Below are 21536 nucleotides of genomic sequence, written 5' to 3'. Positions count from 1 at the left end.
GAGAACGGGCTGAGAGGGTTCGCATGAACAACCTGACACGAAGAACCCTGTTGATCGGCGCAGGTGGCCTTGCGGGGTGGTCGGCAACCGCTGCCTTCCGGTCGCATCTGCCTGTCTATGACGGCACAAGATCGATTGCGCCGGAGAGTACAGCAGAAATCGTGCTGAACGATGCAAGCGAATTATCCGCAACCCCGATCCACAAGCACATCATCATCAAGGAAGACCCCGGCGCGGCGCTGGTCGACGCGGTGCGGGCCGAGATGAAAGCCGCAGAGGCCGATGGCCGGCCCTTCAACATCGGTGCGGCGCGCCATTCCATGGGCGGGCATGCGATCCCGCGGGACGGGCACGCGATCACCTTCGACAACGGCAGCATCGAGCCGGACAGCGCCAGCGGCATCTACAAGGTGCACGCCGGCGCGCGCTGGTCACAGGTCATCGCAGCGCTGGACCCTCTGGGGTTTTCGCCAAAGGTGATGCAATCCAACAATGATTTCGGTGTCGCCTCGACCTTTTGCGTGAACGCGCATGGCTGGCCGGTCCCGTTCGGCCCTATGGGCGCAACGGTGCGGTCGTGCCGGATGATCCTGCCCTCCGGTGAGCTTGTCACCTGCTCCCCCACCCAGAACACTGCGCTTTTCGGACACGCGATGGGCGGCTACGGATTGACCGGCGCAATCGTTGACCTGGAGGTCGAAATGGCCCGCAACTCGCGGTTGGTTCCCTCTTTCGAGGTCATGCCCGCCACGGCCTTTGCCGCCCGTTTCGATGCGGCGGTGAACGACCCCGCCGTGACGATGGCCTATGGGCGGCTGAACGTGGACCGCTCCTCTTTCTTCTCGGAAGCCCTGTTGATCACCTACCGCGAGACAGAGGACCAGTCCGACCTGCCCGCAGCCTCAGGATCAGGTGCTATGTCTCACCTAGCCAGCCGGGTCTATCGTGGTCAGCTGGGCAACGAACGGATGAAGGCTTTCCGCTGGTGGAGCGAGACCGTCGCCTTCACAGCCATCGGCGACGGCCCTGTGACGCGCAACAGCCTGATCAACGAACCGGTTGTCACGCTGGACGATCGCAACCCCGACAGAACCGATATTCTCCATGAATATTTCATCGGGTTCGACCGCTTCAACGATTTCCTGACCGCCTGTCAGGAGGTCATTCCCGCATCGTATCAGGAATTCCTGAATGTCACGCTGAGGTTTGTGAATACGGACGCGCAGAGCACACTGTCATACGCAACTGTGCCGCGCATTGCCGCCGTGATGTCTTTCAGTCAGGAGTTGACCGCACGGGCCGAAGCCGACATGCAACGCATGACGCGGGCGCTGATAGATCGCGTAACCGGCATGGGTGGTGCATATTACCTGCCCTACCGACCGCACCCGACGGTCGACCAGCTGGTCGCAACGTACCCGAACGCCCCGGCCTTTGCCGCCATGAAACGAGAACTTGATCCCAAACTGACATTGCGGAACAACTTCTGGGATACATATCTGGACGCCCTATGACCCTCTTACAGAAAATTGCCCTTGGCTATTTCGTGGCGCTGATGATCGCCGCGTCGATCAATTACATTCCGGGGTTGACCGATGAAAACGGTCTGGCCTTTGGCATATTCGCGCTCGACCTTTATGACGATGCCCTGCACGTGGCATCAGCGCTCTGGGCGCTTGTCTCGGGACTGGTGTCGCAGAAAGCCGCGCGCAGCTTCCTGATCCTGTTCGGGGCGGCGTATCTTGGCGACGGGGTCTTTGGTTTCTTCACGGGATACGGGTTTCTTGATCTTGGCATATTCACCAATGCGTCGCTGGGGATGGATTTTTCAATGGGTCGGGTCTTGGCCAATCTGCCCCATCTCGCTTTGGGCGGCTTTGGGCTCTGGTCCGGCCTGACGGTCGAGCGCAGCACGTGAGACGGCTTTGGCGCTGGATCACGCGGCTGCTGCTGGCCGGGATCATATGCGTCGTTTTGCTGGTGTCGCCGGTGATCTACGTCGAAACCGCGTGCCGGGGCGATGGGGTGTCCGAGCCTTATGCCGCTGTGCTGCCGCCTGAAGTGCACCGCGCTGAGGCCCGCACGCTCATGACCTATCCGGAATGGCACATCGTGCATGCCTACGATGATTATGCGAAAGTCATCAGCGCCGGTGACCCGCATGATTTCGGTTTCCTGCGCAGCATTGCGGGTTTCTGGCAGTCGCTCTGCGCGCTTACCGAAGCGTCGGCACGACATGGCGGGGTCGATGGCGAAACCAGGCAACTGGTCTACGTGATCGGCGTGAGCTTCTCCGCGGAACTGCTGCTGAAGGCCGCGTATGAGGAGACCGCGGGCCGTGTCATCGCGATGGTCAGAGGCTCACCACGCGCGCCGCTTGATGACCTTTCCGCCCGGCAGGCCGCTGATTACGCGCGCTTCCTGCAGCAAACGCCCTGGTACAAATGGGATTTTCAGCGCGATGCCCAGGCGTTGCAAGATCAGGCAACGGGCGTTCTGCGAGACCGCGAACGACGCTTTGCACTGGGGTTGGAATACGGTGCAAAGGCCGCTTATGCCCGGGTGATCGCCGCAGCCGTCGCCGCGACAGGCGCGGATGCGTTGCGTTTGCGAATGCTCGTTGATGACCTGATGACCGTCACGTCAGATGACATCACCATCGTCGCCGTCCGCCCGGGCGGGGTGGAAATAGAGGTTCCCCGCTACCGCAAGCTCACGCAGCTTCTGGATAACCTCGCCGCGGAAGGCGTTGATTTTATTGAAATCGCGGGAAATGACGACATTCTCTTCACCGCGCTCAGTGACACTCCGACCCATGCGGACGCCATTCACAGCTTTGCCCGGCAAGGCTACGATGACCATCGCCATCTCATCCTTGTGAAAGTGACAGAACTGGCTGATATCCTGCGGACGTTGCCCGGCGCGGGCCTGCAACTGGAACATATCCATGACTATTAGGGGCCTGCTTATGGCCATCCCCGCGCTTTTTGCCGGCTGGCTTTCGGTGTTGGTTGTCGTCGGGCTTTTTACCGATGCGGCACCGGCATCCGTCGTGGTTTTCCCCACTGATGACCTGCTGCAAAACCTGCCGCCCGATGTCGGGATCATCGGGCGATCGATAATCAGCATAACGCTGGTGTCCGAGCAGGCGGGATTTGCGCGCGCCTTGTACAACAGCGGTGCCCTGCTGGTGCTGCCAGCCGGCTTGCCCGGATGCCTGCCTTTGCCCGCAGCGCCGGACATACCTTCGTAACGTGTGACAAGTGCTCTTGCTGAATTAGGCAAAGATCGACTCGCAACACATTGATATTATGATTACTTTCCTGATTTGATCAGCGCTCACGCCGCATGTGTGGACCACGACGCTTGAATTCTCCTCATCTGAATGAAACTATATTCATTCATCTGACACGCGAGGTGCGGGAGTATCACCATGAAGATCGGAAAGCTGGATCACGTCAACCTGCGCACGGATCAGTTGGACGCCATGATTGCATGGTACAGGGATATTCTGGGGCTTACGCAGGGTGCACGGCCGGATTTCGCTTTTCCCGGCGCGTGGATGTATGCGGATGATACTGCCGCCGTCCATCTGGTGAGCGTCGAAAGCGAAGATCGCGTCGGCGCGGAACGCGACCTGAAACTGGAGCATTTTGCCTTCTCCGCAACCGGGGCGGCAGAGTTCGAAGCGCGGCTTCAATCCCACGGCCAACAGTACAAGCGCAACGAAATTGCCGCGATCAACATCGTGCAATTCAATGTCTGGGATCCTGACGGAAACCACGTGCATATTGATTTCCTGCTGGACGAGTAGACCCTGCCCCGGGTCGCGCAACGACGCATCAACGGTAAGCGTCTGATGTCACCGTGTCAGACCCATCGCACATCGCCCGACGCCTGTCCGTTATTTGGAGTGGTCAGCCTTGTGGACGCGTCGAAGGTTCACTGCGGCAGATCAAAGATGGTTGCGTAAACCAGTCGCTCTTCAACAATGCGGCGTTGGCCCACGCGGATGCCTCCCCGCTCACCGACAGTGTGGTCGGTATAGTACCGTTCGAACTCTCGCAACATCAGCCGCGCTGGTTGGCGTCCCGTGTCGGGAATACTCGCCTCCGGGCTCCAGATCGGCGGATCAAGCAGATCCGTCACCGTCCCGAGCCCCCCAATGGCGCGCGCCATTTCCGCGCTGAGCGTGACGGCACCGCTGGCCCGCGTTGCAATGGTGCGCGATGGCCGTGCCGCGACCGCCGTTCTGCCGAAGATGCCGTCCGGGTTCAGGCCGGGTGTTACGGTGAACCCGCCGGTGGCGCCGCTCACAACAGCGCTGTCCAGCGTGGTTTCATCCTGCCATGCCATGTCGCTGTCAATCTCCGGATCGCGGGTTTGCAACACCAGCTCGAACCGGTTGCGCCCGGTGTCAAACGGCCCGTCGGCGGGCGACATACCGACCAGCGGGGATTCAACGTTGAATTTCATCGGGCCACCGACCGGCGCGGCGCCGTGTACCCTGACGGCCACGGTGACGCCATCGCGGCTGAAAACGGCCCGCCGGCGCGGCAATACCTGTGCAAATTCTGCCGAGACCACGTTGGAGACCTTCTGCCCCGGCAACGCGTTTGGCTGGAAGCGCACCAGCGCCAGCCGCACGAACGGCATGTAGGTCGCACCGGCGTCCAGTTCGATGTCGCAATACCACAGTCCGCGCCCGCTATCCCAATGTACCCGGTGCCCCACGATCATGACCGAAGGATCGTCTGGAAACTCCTGCAGCCGGACCTGCTCACTGTGCACCCGCGCATCGAAATCACTGCTGCGGGTGCGCGATTTGGGGAGCGTGGTTTCCCACAAAGGGTCCAGCCCCCATTGCGTCACATGGGTCTGCATCTTGTCGGGGATATCCGTGAAGGGCCCGCTTTCCGCGTGCAGCACAACGCCCAGCAGCTCGCCATCACCTGATGAGAACCACGGGCGGTCCAGCCAGACGCGCAGGCCGTTGCCCAATCGTGTGATATCCGCACCCTTCGCAGTGTCCTGCCGCCGCCAGCGGAATGTTGGCACCACATAGAGGACGCGGGGGTCGTTGGGTGCCTCACTCGCGAGGACGATCTTATGTGTTCGTTCCGCGGACAACTCGCGCAACACGGGTGCACCTGGGTCGTCATCCGCGCCGATGGCTACCGCGTCACCTTCGGGCACCGGTCCCAGCCGCGTCACCAGTTCCGGTTTGGCATAGAGTGCGGGCGGCAAATATTCGCGAAACCGCGTGGTGGCCTGCAGCCGGTAGGATACCAGCCGGAACCTGGTGTCACCGAATTCCTGCACGTCTCCGCGCGCACGGGGGCGCTGCGGATCAACATTCTGCGCCGCTACCACGGAGGCGAGGTGAAACGTGTTCGGATGGTTTTCCGCCAGCTGGATTTCCGAGAGCTGCCCTTTGCGCGCAACGCGCTCCGGCGCTGGCCGGTTCAGATCATCGGTCCATTCGTGCCATTCCGCCCGAATTTCGAATTTGCCCGTCGAGGGCCCGTGCAGGCGTATCTGGCGGCAGATGATCCGCGCGGATTGCGCACCAACCTCGCGCTGGATCGAAAGCTTGATCATCTCCGGCAGGCAGACCGGTTGCTGCGTGGCGTGCACAAGTGTCAGCGTCCGGAAGGGCGTCAGCATCCAGTGACAGCCCAGCAATCCCATGTCCCGCACAAAGGCGGGGTCCTGACTGTCACGTGCCCAGTCGATGATACCGAATGTATCCACGTGGTCGAGATGCGCAAAACTGGAGTATCTGAGCCGCGCAATCCGGCCTTTCGGCAAAAACAGTGTGAGAACCCGTTTGTCGTCATCCCATTGCGGCGCACCATCATCGGCAAAAACTTCGTCGCATGGCAAGTCTGTCACCTCTGCCGGGCGTTCAGCCAGTACGATCCTGAAACCAAGACTGTCCGGCCAGTCCTTTGCATGGGTGATCAGCATGACCAGCTCGCCGTTGGGTGCTTTCACAACGGCACAGCTGGGACCGATCACGCCGGGCGCCGTGACGCCGGGGATATCGGCCCCGGGCAGACCACGCAGCGCAACTCCGGCTGCCGCCCCATCGGGCAAATAGGGCGGCACGATCTGGGCTTCGCGGTGGATCACGTATTGTCCAGGCGCCATCCTGTCACCAACCGGGTTTTCCGGGGTTGGCAAGGCGGGGGGAACATCCTTGGTCTGCGCAATATCGGCCAGTTTTGTCGGCGTGATCAATTCCACGCTCGCGCCCGGCCCGCCATCATAGAGCGTACCCTCCTCCCGCGCGGCAATCTCGTATCCCTTCTTGATGTCGTTCCATGCTCCGAAATAGGGATCAAACAGACCGTGGGTCTCGCATTGCTGTTGCGAGGATTTTGGCGGCACAACGTGACGCTCGTTCCGGGCGGTATATTCAAAGTCCTGCGAGGCCGGGGTCGCTATCGACGTGCTGAAATCAGGCGTGGAGAGGTACTCCTGCGGGGTTGCGTCGTAATTCGAACGGATCACCAGACGCTCAAGGGATTCCCCCTCGCTCAGCCGCGCCCGGCCCATGATGGCGGGCGGGTCAATCGGCTCGAACCGCCAGTATCCGACCGCATCGCTCGCCTGCTCCAGCGGGTCCAGCGTCGGGTCGTCCAGATGAAGGCTGTTGCCCGCGACATCGACGTAACGCGCGCGCATCCGGTAGAGCTGGCCAAATCGCAACTTGGGTAACGTCCCCTTTTGCACCCGGTAGGTGACGGCCAGATCGTTGCCCTTTTCGGCCTTGTCGGTCACCACTGCCGGGGTCTCCGATTGCAACTGGGTGCCCTCGACCGTTCCCGCCCGAATGGTGCGGCCCGGGCGCGGCGCTGACAGGCTCCAACCGGTCCAGCGAAAGAGCGATTCATGCAGGTAATGGTCATCTCGATTGGCCGTGTCCGATTCAGACTGTGTGGTCGACGCGCCCGACACATGGCCTTCGTCCGATCCCAGTTCAAAGGTCTGGCCGGTTGAGATTACCTCGTATGTTCCGATCCGGGCGTTCAGACTGTGCCAGGGTCCGGCCGCGTCCTCCTTGGGCACCGGTGCCACATCGACCCGGTAGCCACGCATCAGATCTTCGGCAAAAAACACGATGTCGGGCGCATTGCCCGCCTCGACGGCCTGGTTTTTCTGCGCCGCCGCAGCCGCATCAAGTGCAACCTTCTCCGCCCGCCCGTGCTGGGAAACGCCCAGCCCGCCGGACCGCAGGGCCGCCACCGGCTGCCGATCGCCTGTGGTATAGGTGACCAATCCATCCGGCTGGTTGAAATCGAGATGCTTGGCGACAAGGTTCTGCGTGGAAAGCGTGAAGTCGACCGTCTTGAGCGCCGCCCCATCCGGATCAACCTGATAGATGTCGAACAGCCCTTCGTGTTCCTTGTCCACCACACCCCAGCCGTCATTACTATATTCCAGCCGCAACAATCCGCGGACCAGATCGTTCCCGCGCGGGCGCGCCACAAAGCGGTCCTCATCGAGGTAATAGGCGGTGCGCGGGAACCCGTCGTCACTGTCGTCACGATCATCGGCCCATTTGACCGCGAGAGCCATGTTACCCACGGTCGGTGCCGCACCCGCAACGAGCAGCCCGTCGGGATCATCCACGGCAAAATCGAGTACGACACCAAGGACACGCTGCAATTGCGGGTAGCTTCCATAGGAGGCAAGAATCCGGTGAAAATCATACGCCGGCACCTCCGGCGGCGGTGCGACATTCTCGAATTTCGGATAGCGCAGTCCGCACTCTTGCTCAGGCACGGTTTCCCGGCGGTAAAAACGGTTCGCCTGATACATGGCGTATTCGGCCTGGCTGCTGAATTGATCCATCAAGGCGGCGTCCGGTTGCGCGATCAAGGGCCCGGTGGGGCCGGAGGGTCGCGGATTGTACCAGTCCGGCGGCAACGCGCGCTGCGCGCTTGAACTGCCGGTGCCGGGCAACTGCCCCTCCTCCGCGCCGATCTGCGGCACATTCAGGGTGTAAACGCTGCCTTTGCCAAAAACCTGACTGGTCAGGCGTTCTTCGGTCTGATTCTCCGCCCCGCCGAAGAACCGTGAAAACCCAGGCAGCGGCACTTCCACCGTACGGTCCGAAAACGTGATCGTGCGCGTCCGGGTACCGGCATCTGTCAACATGCCTTTCAGATCCGGATGCGCGTCTTTCCACGGCAAAAGTGTCGGATGATTTGAAGCCGCCTGCACAGCCAGTCGCGTGTAGTGCCTACGCAGGTATCCAAGCATGTTGCGCACCGGGAAGGACCGCAAGTTCACATCGCTCATATCCCTGAATTCGAAACCTGCAACGGGCGTGACATCGCTGAACAGCGTCTGCCACAGGTCACTGCGCGGCATGGTCAACCGGTGCAGTTTCAGGGTAGCCGTGGCAATCCGCAGGCCAAACCGTGCCTGCTCAAGCTCCTTGGGCCAGTCCAGAAATAGCGGGAAGGCCGCAAGGCTTTGTTCGGCCGCCGTTTCAGGTGTCAGGCGCGGGCTGAGAATGGCCGAGACGCGCAGCTTACCTTCGTGTTCGCCGCCCGATGCCACGCGGCCGTTCGGCGTGACTGTCCAAAGGAGCGTTCTTTTCGCCATGTCTCACTCCCTCCTGATCAGGCAAATGCCTCAACGTGGTCGCGCCACGCGTATTCGACGTCATCGCCTGTAATCGCGGCCAGTTCCTCTGCAAGGCTCAGCTCGGGCCTGAACCCCAGCATTTGACGAAGATTGGGGTCACCGTTGGAGCCTGCGAATTTGCGTTCGCACGATACCGTGACGCTGCCGGAAAAGATGAACACCGAAATCTCGATGGTCAGCGACGCCTTGCCCACGCATTTGCCGGTCTGGAATTCGTATCGAAGCTCCAGGTACAGCTCCAGCGAGGCGGTGATCAGCCCCAGCACGTCAACATGCCCCGCGAGCCGGAAATATCCCGTCAGGGAGGCCTCGTCCTGTTCCATGCGGAAATAGATGCCCGCCATCACCGACACCCCGCCCGAGGCGACGCCAAGGTCAATCGAGATGGACGCCCCAAATTCGAAAGACGCTTCCAGTATCTGCACGCCATTGGGGTCGATGGTGATCCCGAAGAACCCGCCACCGCCGAACATATAGACCGTCAGCAGGAAGGGCTGTTCCCGCGTGCAGAAGTTGAAGCGCACTGACAGCGGTTGCCCGATGAACGGAACCGTGAATCCGGCGCCAAGGCTGAGGTTGTTGATGTTCAGGATACCGCAGGTGATCCCCGGCAGCGCAATGGAGAAGCCCGCATCAATGCCCTGCGGCGTAATGTCGAGAAACGGCGGGTCGCTGAAGCCATCCAGCGGGATAAGATCGCGCAGCGTTTCAACAAAGCTCAGAACACCGACAAACTTGATGTCCGTAAACTGAACGTCGACGTCCATCTTGGCGGCGCTGTCGATGCGGAATTCGATCTTCTCGAAAATCAGTTCGATGAAGCTTGCCGGGGCAATCAGCACAAGGTCAAAGTGCTTTAGCCCGCAGACGACAGAAATCTTTGGCGATGCGCTGCCGTTTTTCTTGACCTTCGCCTCGACCGCGACGGAAAACCCCTTGGGATCGTTGGCGCGGAAAATCGGATCACCCGACGGGAAGCTGCCGATCTTCGGGTTCCAGTCAAACCGGATTGTCAGCTCGTCACCGGTCAGCATGTCGATCAGTTCGAGCAGGTCACTTGCGACCCCGAATGATTCTTCGACAAGTTGCAGCGCATCAAGAATTGCGGTTTTGGGCGCACCATTCAGCAGGTCGATGTCTGAAAGGGCTGGTCTGAACGCACCGATTGCCGTTTCAACCGCGCCCACGCGCGCGGCCAGTTCACCCGGGTCCTCAAACAGCGCCCCCAAGGCTTCGGGTTGTCCGACAATGGTGTCAAGCGCATCGAAGAGACCTTTGCCGGCCGCCGCAAGCGCAGGCAGTTTTTCCAGATCCGCGAGGAAGTTATCCGCCGTTTGTGCGGTTGACAGCAGCTGCTGGCGGAAGCCGGCGGGCAAGGATGCCCCGCCCACTTGTGCCTGCGCCGCCGTTTGCAGCGCAACGATTGCAGCACGCGCCTGGGTGATCGTGCCAGGCAGGGCACCGAAATCGGGTAACGGTTGCCCGGCCTGCAGCGTCTGATCGACCAGCCCGGCGATCTGCGCCGCGACGGCCTGCAGCCGCGTTTCCAGCTCCGATAGGGCCGCGGCCACCTGCGCGGCCTGGGCTGCGCTAAGCCCGATTGTCTGCTGAATGTGATCCGTCAGCGTGCTCAGATAACCCGTCAATGCCGCAGTGGCGATATTGGCCGGTTGCGACACGATCTCGGCTGCGAAGGAAATCAACCGCACCAGCCCGTTGATGAAACTCTCGACCTGGGTCGAGGCCTCGGTCCCGAATTTGGGAATCTGTTCGGGGGTATCCGTCAGGTCGGCGACCTGCTCGATGATTTCAGCCAGCGGAATGCAGCCAAAGATCAGCGGCAGCGGCAGGTCGGTCAGGGTATCGGGAAAGCCGCCGCCGGGCGGGACCAGCCCGTCCCGCGCGAATTTCTGGATATCACCCATGACGGGACCAGCCAGCCGCGACAACGCCTGCGGTTCCAGATTGGGCTGAACAAAACCACCCGACCGATCACCCTGCGCCGAGAAATCAAGCTTTGCCATGCCTGACGTCTTCTCGATCCTGGCAAAGACCTCGCCCTTCTGTTCGAACCCGTGTTCCAAGTAATGCGGGTGGTAAAGCAGCCGGTTCGCCGCCGTGGCACCCGTCAGATGCGAGAGCGCGCCGATCCGTACATCCATGCCCGAGACCACGGGCACGAAGGGCGCGCGTTCAAGGCCGCCTGACGCATTGCGCAGATCAGCATTACCGTTCTCGGCAAAACCTTCAAAGTCCATCTCCTCCACTTCTACCGAGGTGTCTCCCGACTTCAGACTGCTGGCGAGCGCGACACGCTGGCGTTTGATCGGGACAGTCTTGCGAGTGTCGCGCGTTCCGAATTCCTCGACGGCGCGCATGGCGTGGACTTCGGCCAGATCGTAATCAGGCCCGCGAGCGCCGTTCGGCATGAGTTTGAAGGGGGTGGCAAAGGTGTTGTCCATGAAGATCATCGGTATCTCGAAGGCCACGCGACGACCGTCCAGATCGGTACCGACACATTGGAACTTGAAAGGTTCGTCCAGCACCGAGGGCCAGAAAAACTGTTGCAGCCTGCCGTCGATATCCGACTTCTGCGGATCATCAAGGTTGGGGGTGCGCTCTGTCAGCAACTCGATTTTGGAGAACGGAAACTGCAGCGGCAGGTTGGTTTTGCCATCGTTGCTGCGCAAATTGGCACCGCCATACTCCCGGACCTTCTCGCGCGGGACGATGAACATGCGTTGCCGCAGATATGCGGTGTTGCCTTCGACCTGCTCAATCTGCGGCTCTTCATCATCATTCCGAGAGCCATTATGGAATTTTCGTTCGCTGATCTTGACCAGCGTCGCAAAGAAATTCAGGGGGAACAAACAACCGTTGTAGACAACCTTGACGTAGTGATCACGCGCCATGCTGGCGCGGTGAACCCATTCCTGGACGGAGAAGCCGCCCGGTGGGTCCCACGCCCCGCGGCTGTCGAGCCAGCCGCCCAGTGCCGTCATCATCATCAGGTTCGTGTCAATCGGGTTCGGCGTGCCGAGCGAGAAGTTCGAGGACTCATGGGCAATCTGAATCCGGTCGAAGTCGTCCATCGGCATGCGGAATGGCGCGAGGCTGGGTTGCAAAGACGGGATTTCGGTGGCGTTGGGGGTCATTTCCACCGTGGAGCCCTCCCCGGTCTTGGCCCAGATCGCCCGCAGGGTGCGCGCCCGGTCGCGGTGCGGCGGCTCAATCACGTTGCCGCCCTCGTCCGGGGCCACGAGCCGCGAGTGCCAGAGTTCGGTGTGATTAGTCGCCTTGGACGTTACGGGCACTGCGGCATGGCGCCAGCGCGTGTCCTTGTGCGGCGACAGGATCAACCGCCACGGGATTTCGATGGCGGTCGTGGTGGCATTCGGTTTGGACGGCTTCGGTGGCCGCTGCAGGATGCCCGGGATGCGGAACTCCGACGGCAGTCGGGAAACATCGGTGATCCCCGCACCGCCGCCGATCTGGCGACGCAGCAGCGTTGCATTGCCGGGATCCGTTGCCGCAATACGCAAACTGGCTGCCGCGAAACTGGTCAAGGCACCCCGGCGCGCGGGACCAAGGGATGCGAGGGCGGACGTCTGAATAAGCGTATCCGTCCAAGCAAAGCGCCGCCGGATCTGCCGCGCACGCGCATTTGCAGCCACCCTGAGTTCGAGCGACTGAACAGCGTTCAGAATGCCCTCCAAAGTATACGGGATGACAGCGTCATCGGGGACGCGAAACACCAATCTGGACTCATCGGCGATACGTGCATTGATCGTACGTCCGAAAGGTGGCGGCACGGCGGCACTTTCGCTGCCGGGTGGGTCGATTTCAGGCTTCTGGGCGAGTGTCGGATCCTCGACCGTTTCCTCCATTCCTTCCGGGCTCTCCTCGAAAAAGGTTTCTTCGGTGATGGCCTGTGGCGGAAAATGCAGGATCAGGTAGGCAGCACCCGTGCCGGACTTGCGCAGTACCGGCGGTGCGCCGGCCTTGATGCGCAGGTTGCGCAGTTCAATTCTGAGCGCAAGTAAATCCGTTGGGCGAACGACAGGTGTTCCGCGGCGTCTGGTTTCAAAAAGGTTGCCAATGTAGTCGATCGGGCGCGGCACCAAAACGCCGCGATCAGGAAAATTGCGATCTATCGAGACATCCGCACCCGTAAAAACACGACGACGGAATCGTGGCAAACCCCCGACAGAGCCGCCACGAATTGGGCGACGTACCATGATAAATTCCTAAGAAAAGTCCTCCCGTTATACTGGAAAATCCGAGTCGCACCGAGCCTGCTGGCCCCCGATTGGCGAAAAATGGCCGACGCAACCGGCGGGACGCGGGGTGGCGAGCCTCTCGGGCCGGATAACCACGGGTGGCCAGGTGCAGACCAGCGCGACCTCACCGAAGTTATCTAACGGGTTGTTACCACTGCCTCTCGGTGTGAGCGCCGAGATGTCACATCGCCACCGAAGATCCCTCTGGAAGGACATGCCGCGACAGTCCCCTGAGCCGTGCGCCCTTGCGCATTGTCAGTCGCATGCAACTTCGCCGACATCGGATTTACGCAGGTTTTCCCGCCGCCACAGGTTCCTTGCCTGTGCCGTCTTGCCGGTGTTTTGCACCACGATCCGGCAAGTAAGCGACGGGCCGGAGGGTGCCCGGGCGACTAGCGGATCGCGATGAGGTGGTTGTCAAAGGAACGGCGATGCCGCGCCAGCAGGCTGAACCCATGCCGGTCGATCCGGTGCACGCCGCCGAGACCGTCGGTGGCCAATCCGCCCTGACCCGCGCGGGCGATTCCGCAGGCATCGGCGCGGCGCAGCGTCTTGACCGCATGCGACGCGAGATCGGCGACAAGCAGCCGACCACCCCGGGGGAAGGTGATACCCATGTGATGCGTCCCCAGCACGGCAACGCTGCCGGCATAACCCCGCGATCCGCGCAACGTGACTTCCGGCATGTCCAACAATGCGATCCCTGCACCGGGCGTATACAGACCCGCAATCGACGGGCTGTCGTACGGATCCCCCTGCCATTGAAACGCGCAGGCAACCCGCCCGTCGTGAAAAGCTGCGATGTGACGCAGGGAGTTCATGTGCAGCGCAGCGGGTAATTCGGCCGTGTCCTGCACGCCACCGTGAACATCGAGGACCGTCAGGTTTGGTCGCATCGTCTCGAGATTGAGTTTGTCACGGCCACTGTCAGGGTGAGTGTGGATGCCGCCATTCGCAATCACAAGGGTGTCCGTTTCGGGCAGCCGAATGATCTCGTGCGGGCCAATCCCGTTTGACGGTATCTCACCCACCCGGCGGTATCCCGCAGCAGCATCCCAGATGCCGATTCGACCATCCCCGGACGTAATATCATTCTCGGTCGTGAACAGGGTTCGGCCATCGCGCGAAAACACGCCGTGACCGTAGAAATGCCGGCCTTCCGGTGCCTGCATCCGGCGCACTATTCTGCCCGTCGCGCAATCCAACAGGATGGCGAAGGTGCCTGGCCTCCGGGCAAAGGCAACAGCCTCGGCGCGGTCAGGATGTGCTGCGGCGGCATGCCCCCGGGCAGGCAACGGCAGTGCAAATGCCAGCGTACCGTCAGCGCGCAACCCGCACAGGTCATGCGCCCCGCCGGGTCGCCGCGCGGCGGCCAGATGTGTCGGCGCACCTGCCGCCGCCCAGGTCGGCGCAGGCAGGACGGTCGCAGCCAAAGCCGTGGTGATCATCCGGCGGCGCGACGGCATTTCAATCCCCGTCCAGCGAATTGAAGCCGGTGTTGATGCCCAACGCGACACCAACATCCCGTGCGACGACGATCTGCAACTCTCTGACCTTGTGTTGCAGCGCCTCGATCCTGAGCCGCCTGACCGGATCGGACACGCCCGCAAATGCCGGATCATCCAGGGCAGCCACGCGCGCAAGCGCTGCATCAAACGCCGCATTCACCTGCCCCAAGGGGGTGTGCGCGAAGACATTCGTCAGGTCCTTCAATACCGTCAGGCTCAAGATAACGTGCCGCGCACTTCGGTCGGAGCGCCGCGCCTCGGCCCGCTTGGGACGCGGCCTCTCAAAGGTGCCCAGCGGACGACCCAGGCGCTGATCATGCAGGAATTCCAATGCGGTCGAAAGAGAGGTGAAAACGGCCCGTTCTGCATCTTTGCTGTCAGGGAAAGTGGGATTGGACGCGGCACCTGCGGTCACAAATGCTGTGCCGAAAGCCGAGTTCCAGTCCCGCGTCAACGCATCCGCAATGCGTCGGATATTGCGTGTGATGGCATGGGTGAGCCGACAGGCGTAGGCAGGATCGCCTTGCGGTTCAGTCAGCAGCCTTTCGAGCGCGGTGAACCCCTGTACCGCCACTGAGACCTGCGCGAAGGCATCCGGTGTCTGAACCGCTGCGTCCTGATCATGGCTCAACCGGGCCAGCGCCTTGCCCACGCGATCCTTCGGGTCCGGCCAGAAGGCGAGTGACAAAGATGCCCCGCGGGTCTCGACCGGACCGAATTGAACATGGCTGATGCTGACCCACGCGTCGAAAGCCACATGGAATACCGGCAAGACGGACCGCGGGCTGCAATCGTCCCGGGCGGTTTTTTCAAGCGCCTTCGACGCCGCTGCAAATGCCGCGTAGCCGGGCAGGATATGCTGGTCGCGCACGGCCATGAGGTCGGCGACTGCCGGGCCGCCGCCCAGAAGGCCACAACACAGTGCAATCAGACGCAGCATCACAGGCTTTCCAGAAAACGAAGGAGGGCGGCGCGGTCAGCCCGTGGCATTTCAACCACGCGATTTTTCGCAGCCTCGGCTTCGCCACCGTGCCACAGGATGGCCTCCAGCAAGCTGCGCGCCCGCCCGTCATGCAGGAAATACGTGTGACCGGACACCTGTTGCGTCAATCCGATGCCCCAGAGCGGCGGCGTGCGCCATTCCCGGCCGGTGGCCCGCGCCTCGGGCCGGTTATCCGCCAACGCGGGGCCCATATCGTGTAGCAACATGTCCGTGTAGGGCCAGATCAGCTGAAAGCTCTGTTCCGGTTGTCCTTGCAACCGGTGGGTAACATGCTTGGGCCTGTGGCAGGCTGTGCAGCCGGTCTCGTAGAACACGCGCTTGCCCTGCAGCACCTCCGGGTCATCCACATCACGGCGCGCCGGAACACCGAGGTTCGATGCATAAAACGCCACCAGCTCAAGACCGACGCTGGAAATCTCCGCATTGTCATGCGCCGGCGTGTTGCCGTCGGGCACCGTTCGGCATCTTGTCTGCGCGCCGGTGCAATCGCCGTAGCCTTCCGGGTGCAGCGGCGTCGATATGCCGATATCGCCGTGAAACGCGGCAGCCGACTGTTCCCACACGCTGGGTTGTCCGGCCTTCAGTCCGAACCGCCCCAGCATCGGCTTGCCGTAGACGGCGGATGGTACGATGTTCGCGCGTCCCGACACCCCGTCACCATCCCGATCCTCGGGATCGGCCAGAGCCAGGATATCCTGCGCGGGAATGGCATCCAGCAATCCAAGGCCAATCATCTGCGGGGCGACCCGCGGGCTGGTCATGACCTGCGGATGCAAGGGGCCATATCCCAGATCGGTCAGCCGGTATTGCGGCACGCGCAGCGAGGCAGTCTGCCCCTCCGACAGCGCGACCGGGACTTCTGTGTAGGCGACGGTGAACCGCGCCTCTGCCGGGTGCCCCGCAATGGCCAGGTCCTGAACCTGGCTGCCATATGTCGGCTCGGGGGCGGTGGAAATATAGTCTTGAATCTCTGCCATCGCCTCTGCGTGGCCCGGGATCGACAGGCGCACCAGCATCGATATCGCGTTGTCATCCGGTCCTTCGGGCGGATGACCCCTGCCGTCTTTCAGGTGGCAGCGTTGGCATGACCGCGCGTTGTAAAGGGGGCCCAACCCGTCAGAGGCCAGCGTTGACGACGGTGCCGATACCCACAGTTTGCGGAAAAGCCCGTTGCCGACCTTGAAATCCAGCTCCCGTTCGAAGGTGATATTCCCGGATGGCCGGCTGAATGCGTCCGATGTCGCGGAAACGGGCACAGTGGCCGCCCCCGCGGCGTTGGTCTCGAATGTTTCGGCGGCGGTGAAATCGGTTGTTGGCGCGACGATCGCGGCGACGCGTGCCGTTTCAGCCTCGGTGCGTGGCGTAACCGGCAAGTGAAGATCTTCGAGATCCGCGGCCCAAAGTGGTGCGGTGCAGAACACCGCCGCCGCAAGGCACGACGCGAACCTGGCCTGAACATGCTTCATCGATCTCTCCACCGGACCGCGTCGCGGCCTTCGCGCGCATGAGGGCATCAGCCCGGAGGGGGCCGACATCCTCATGCGCATGTCGTTACTGGAACACGGCATCCGGATCATCAAGACTGTCCGATCCCTCAAAGGCGATATCGTCGACGCGCAGCGCTGCGACTACCCGCTCGATGGCACGCGTCTGATCCACCAGCGCGTTCACTGCGCCCATGATCAGCGCCTCGCCCCCCGCATTTCCGCGCTGCAACATCATGTCATAGGCAAAACCCGCCTCGGCCGCTGCCTTCATTTCGGCCATCTCCAGCAGCGTCGCGTCCAGTTTGGCGCGCAGCTCGGCGTCCACGGTGCTGTCGGCCTGTGCCACCAGCGACGACAGCGACGCACCCGATATAACGGTGCCATCGATGGCCGTGTAGCTGCCCAGATACACATTTCGGATGCCGAGCACGTCGTAAAAGTGACTGTTATGGGTGTTGTCGGAGAAACAGTCATGCTCCTCCTCGGGGTCGTTCAGCATGACCCCGAGCTTCATGCGCTCTCCCGCCAGTTCCCCGTAGCTCAGAGACCCCATCCCGGTCAGGATCGCGGAGATGCCGGCTGTTTCATCAGTAAGAAGATGGGCGCGCGCATCACCGCCATCCTGCCACTGGGCAACCATCCATGCCAGATCAGATACCAACAGATCGGTGGCGGCTTTCAGATACTCCCCGCGGCGGTCGCAGTTCCCGCCGGTGCACGCCGCGCCCATGGCGTAATCGGTCCAGGGCCGGGCGCCCGCACCCGCATCGTGACCGTTCAGATCCTGCCCCCACAGCAGGAACTCGATGGCGTGATACCCGGTGGCCACGTTGCTTTCCACCTCATCGGCCTCGTGCAGCCGGCTTTCGAGCAGGGCCGGTGTGATCTCCGTCGCATCGACCGTTTCACCGGACAGGGTGAACTGCGGGGAGGCGATCACGTTGAGCACGGCATAGGCATTTTCGTCCGTCGCCCCTCCGTATGTCGCATCCACATAGTCGATCAGACCTTCGTCCAGCGGCCACGCATTCACCTTGCCTTCCCAATCATCCACGATGGGATTGCCGAACCGGAAAACCTCGGTCTGCTGATACGGCACGCGCGCCTGCACCCATGCCCGCTTGGCCGCAGCGAACGTGTCGGGAGACGGGGCGTCAACCAGGGCAGTCACCGCCGATTGCAGTGTTTCAGCCGATGTCAGGCTGTCCCCGTAGGCGGCAAGCGCGATGGTCGCGTAGGTGTCCAGAACTGCGGCCTTATCCGCGAACGCCGGGGACGCGACGAGCGCCGCTGTGCCCAAAAGGAGTGAGAATTTGGCTGTCATGATATGCGGTCCTCTCTGTGAAAGAGCTTATATCTGTTCAAAAAACTTCCGGCCCCTGGTGGGATGCGATGGCGCCACATCGGGCATGCATCGCCTTGTCCGGCGTGTGGATATCTCCGCTTGCGCTGATCGCAAGGGCAGACATTGGCCCGCGCAGGCGATGACCCCGTTTCGGGTGTCACATCCCTTGCGTGCGCATTGATCCGGGCTGTTCCATGGGAATGGCTGGGAAGGTTTCTGCACAGGTCGTTTCAGCCATTTTGCTGTGACCTGAGGCATGATCAGCAGGCGCGCGGGGCGCCTGCTGCTTTGCGGGCTTCGTTACTTCCAACCCACATCATTGAAGATTTTCTGCGCCTCCGGCACGTTCTTGGCCACCTTCGACAGATCCACGTCATCCGCCTTGAAGAGACCAAGCTGCGCGACGGAAGGGCTCAGCGCCACTCCCGGCACCGCCGGATACTCATCATTCCCTGCGGAGAAATACTGCTGCGCCTGATCACTCGCCAGATACTCCATGAAGAGGATGGCGTTTTCGCGGTTCGGCGCGTGTTTGGCAACACCACCCCCCGACAGGTTCATATGCGCGCCTTCCGCTTCCTGTGCCGGAAACACCCAGCCGATCATGTCAATATCGGCAGACAGGTCGCTGACGTCCTTGCGAAGCGCGCGCGCAAAGTAATACGTGTTGGAGATCGAGATATCGCATTCGCCCGACACCAGCCCGCGCAGCTGATCCGTATCGCCGCCCTGCGGGTCTCTGGCGAAGTTGTCAACCACACCCTGCGCCCAGTTCCGTGCTGCATCCGCGCCGTGGTTTTCAATGATTGCTGCAAGCAGCGTCTGAGAATAGACGTTTGTCGACGACCGATGGCAGACCTGGCCCTTGTATGTCGGATCGGCCAGATCGACGTAAGACCGCGGCGGGTCCGCCACGTCGTTCTTGTCATAAAAGACGATCCGGGCGCGTTGTGAAAATCCAAACCACTGATTGTCGTCGTCCTGCAGCTTGCCCGGCACCCGTGCCTCCAGCGTATCGCTGTCAATGGATTGCAGGACACCGGCGTTCTTGGCCCGCTCCAGACGGGAGGTATCGACCGTCAGCAGGATATCCGCAGGGCTGTTGGCGCCTTCTGCCTGCATGCGCGCGATCAGTTCGTCCGCTTTGCCCTCGATACGGTTGATGGTGATGCCGGTGGCTTCGGTGAAGTCTGAATACAGGCGTTCGTCTGTATCGTAGTGGCGCGACGAGTAGAGATTGAGCTCCCCGTTCGCGGCGGCGGCAACCGGGCCGAATGCGACCGTCGCCGTTGTCAGAGTTGCGGTCAGAAGGTGAGTGGTGCGCGACATGCATGCCCCCATTAGAATTGATTTACAAAAACACTCAGATACTCATTTCACGCGGAAATCAACCTTCCTGAGTATTTTTGTCAGAATATTTTTGCCACTGGTGAATTTCAAAGGAATTTTGACACTGAACCCGCGTTCAGACAGTTCCTTTCGCACGCGCCAGTCGGGCGCACCGCTCGAAAACTGCCGGGTGTCCCTTCCGCATCAGCGAATCGCTGCACGCCGTGAGACCCGCTGAAGGAGCTCCCGGTATCGCCGCGACCGCGCGTGTCACGGGCGCCCTGACCGCCGGGCCGACCGCTGCGATATTGGCGTCGACCAGCCCGGCATGATTGCCACGGTCACGCGCCGCGAATTCTCCTGAAGGATCAAAACATTGCGCGTAGGACAAATTGCCGCAACAATGTCGCCAAGGAGTGAATATGGAAACAATTACCCTGACGCTGCAAATGTCGGTTGTCCTTGGCCTGCTGGCGTTCACCGTCTTCCTGTTCGTTTCAGAAATCGTCCGCATCGATCTCGCCGCCATTTCTGTGATGGTCCTGCTTGGCCTGCTCAGCCAGATCCCTGCCCTGGATGAACTGGCGGATGTCAGTCAACTGTTTGACGGTCTGGCCTCCAACGCCGTTGTTTCAATCATCGCGGTGATGATCATTGGCGCGGGTCTGGACAAAACCGGATTGATGAGCAAGGTCGCCGCCACCATTCTGAAACACGGCGGCAAGACCGAAGCGCGGATCATTCCGATCATTTCCGGCACGGTCGGCGTGATATCCTCTTTCATGCAAAACGTGGGCGCGGCGGCGCTTTTTCTGCCTGTCGTCAGCCGTATTTCGGTCCGCACGGAACTGCCACTCAGCCGCTTGCTGATGCCTATGGGGTTCTGCGCGATCCTCGGCGGGACCATGACGATGGTCGGCTCCTCTCCGCTCATTCTGCTGAACGACTTGCTGTTGAACGCCAACGAAACCCTGCCCGCTGATCAACAGATGGCGCCCTTTGGCCTGTTTTCGGTCACGCCTATTGGTTTGAGCCTGGTTGCGACGGGTATACTTTACTTCACGCTGTTTGGACGCTGGGTGCTGCCGAAAGGTCAGAAATCCGGCGATGCGACAAGCGGCCAATCCCTCAAGAACTATCTCAAGAACATCTACGGTTTGAAAACCGACATCTTCGAGATTTCGGTGCCGGAGGGTCATTCCTGTGTCGGCGAGACGTTCGACGACGTGATGCAGCGCTACCATGTCTACATCATCGGCAGCGCCTATCAGGGAAAACGCTGGTTTGCGCCGGTCATTCAGACGGAGATTTCCGCCCCCTGTCGCCTCGCTGTGCTGGGACGCCGGAAAGTCATCGAGCAGATGGTCGAGGAAGGCGGTTATATCCTGCACGACGAACTGGATGTCTTTGCCGAGGATTACGCGGCCACCACATCAGGCGTGGCAGAGATGGTCATTCCGCCCGGCTCCAGCGTCATTGGCAAATGTGCTCATGACCTTGTGTTTCGCAAAACCTACGGGGCCAGCCTGCTGGCGATCCACCGGGATGAAGAAACGCTGAGCTATGTGGCCACGGATGACCATGAACCCACGGCAGTTGGCGAGGTGCCGTTTCACGCCGGCGACACGCTGGTCATTCACAGCACCTGGGATGCGCTCACACGGCTGACACGGGACCGCGATTTCGTCGTCGTGACAACGGATTTCCCCCACGAAGAGTTGCGCCCCGCCAAGGTGGGATGGGCTCTGGTGTTCTTCATCATCTCGCTCTGCCTGATCCTGTTCACGGATCTGCGGCTGTCGCTATGCCTGCTGACCGGTGCGGTGGGGATGATCATAACAGGTGTTATCGACGTTGATGAAGCATATGGATGGATTCACAAACGAAGTGCAAATTCTTTACGAATACAGAGAGTTGCATGGA

Annotated in this window: 13 protein-coding genes; 6 read left to right on the top strand and 7 right to left on the bottom strand. The window is 61.3% G+C overall.

Translation table 11 applies throughout. The annotated features are described in order from the left end of the window. Window positions 1-23 precede the first annotated feature (23 nt). The 5 genes from KX928_RS19405 to KX928_RS19385 all read left to right on the top strand — a co-directional run bounded on the left by KX928_RS19405 (window position 24) and on the right by KX928_RS19385 (window position 3814). The gene (locus tag KX928_RS19405) at window positions 24-1514 is read left to right on the top strand and encodes an FAD-binding oxidoreductase (RefSeq protein ID WP_219506039.1); all 1491 of its coding nucleotides are present in this window, start codon (window positions 24-26) and stop codon (window positions 1512-1514) included. Next, on the top strand, window positions 1511-1918 hold the full coding sequence (locus KX928_RS19400; RefSeq protein ID WP_219506038.1) for a hypothetical protein: 408 nt from the start codon (window positions 1511-1513) through the stop codon (window positions 1916-1918). Before KX928_RS19405 ends, KX928_RS19400 begins: the two co-directional genes overlap by 4 nt. After that, on the top strand, window positions 1915-2958 hold the full coding sequence (locus KX928_RS19395; RefSeq protein WP_219506037.1) for a hypothetical protein: 1044 nt from the start codon (window positions 1915-1917) through the stop codon (window positions 2956-2958). Before KX928_RS19400 ends, KX928_RS19395 begins: the two co-directional genes overlap by 4 nt. After that, window positions 2948-3253 carry a hypothetical protein gene (locus KX928_RS19390; RefSeq protein WP_219506036.1) on the top strand — a complete coding sequence of 102 codons (306 nt, stop codon included), beginning with the start codon at window positions 2948-2950 and terminating at the stop codon, window positions 3251-3253. Before KX928_RS19395 ends, KX928_RS19390 begins: the two co-directional genes overlap by 11 nt. A 180-nt stretch (window positions 3254-3433) precedes the next feature. Then, window positions 3434-3814 (top strand): VOC family protein, encoded by a 381-nt coding sequence (locus KX928_RS19385; protein ID WP_219506032.1) that lies wholly within the window; start codon window positions 3434-3436, stop codon window positions 3812-3814. A gap of 128 nt (window positions 3815-3942) precedes the next feature. Here KX928_RS19385 and KX928_RS19380 read toward each other — a convergent pair whose 3' ends face one another. The 7 genes from KX928_RS19380 to KX928_RS19350 all read right to left on the bottom strand — a co-directional run bounded on the left by KX928_RS19380 (window position 3943) and on the right by KX928_RS19350 (window position 19613). Beyond that, window positions 3943-8619 (bottom strand): hypothetical protein, encoded by a 4677-nt coding sequence (locus KX928_RS19380; RefSeq protein ID WP_219506031.1) that lies wholly within the window; start codon window positions 8617-8619, stop codon window positions 3943-3945. Window positions 8620-8636: 17 nt separating this feature from the next. Beyond that, complete coding sequence (locus KX928_RS19375) at window positions 8637-12899, bottom strand: hypothetical protein (protein ID WP_219506029.1); 4263 nt, start codon at window positions 12897-12899, stop codon at window positions 8637-8639. A 434-nt stretch (window positions 12900-13333) separates the two neighbouring features. Next, on the bottom strand, window positions 13334-14407 hold the full coding sequence (locus KX928_RS19370; RefSeq protein ID WP_219506027.1) for a DUF1513 domain-containing protein: 1074 nt from the start codon (window positions 14405-14407) through the stop codon (window positions 13334-13336). A 1-nt stretch (window position 14408) separates the two neighbouring features. Further along, window positions 14409-15389, bottom strand: coding sequence for an imelysin family protein (locus tag KX928_RS19365; RefSeq protein WP_257883965.1), 981 nt, complete (start codon window positions 15387-15389; stop codon window positions 14409-14411). After that, a complete protein-coding gene (locus tag KX928_RS19360; protein ID WP_219506025.1) occupies window positions 15389-16918 on the bottom strand; it encodes a di-heme oxidoreductase family protein in 1530 nt (509 codons plus the stop codon). Before KX928_RS19360 ends, KX928_RS19365 begins: the two co-directional genes overlap by 1 nt. A gap of 85 nt (window positions 16919-17003) precedes the next feature. Next, window positions 17004-18263 carry an imelysin family protein gene (locus tag KX928_RS19355; protein WP_219506023.1) on the bottom strand — a complete coding sequence of 420 codons (1260 nt, stop codon included), beginning with the start codon at window positions 18261-18263 and terminating at the stop codon, window positions 17004-17006. 321 nt (window positions 18264-18584) lie between these two features. Continuing rightward, window positions 18585-19613 (bottom strand): extracellular solute-binding protein, encoded by a 1029-nt coding sequence (locus KX928_RS19350; protein ID WP_219506020.1) that lies wholly within the window; start codon window positions 19611-19613, stop codon window positions 18585-18587. 422 nt (window positions 19614-20035) lie between these two features. Between KX928_RS19350 and KX928_RS19345 the strand changes: the two genes are divergently transcribed. Then, on the top strand, window positions 20036-21536 hold a 1501-nt coding region (locus tag KX928_RS19345; protein WP_219506018.1), incomplete at its 3' end, for an SLC13 family permease.

It is taken from the genome of Roseobacter insulae (genome assembly GCF_019375555.1).
Classification (GTDB): domain Bacteria; phylum Pseudomonadota; class Alphaproteobacteria; order Rhodobacterales; family Rhodobacteraceae; genus Roseobacter; species Roseobacter insulae.
Note: the sequence above shows the minus strand (reverse complement) of the source record. Positions and strands in the feature narration are given on the sequence as shown.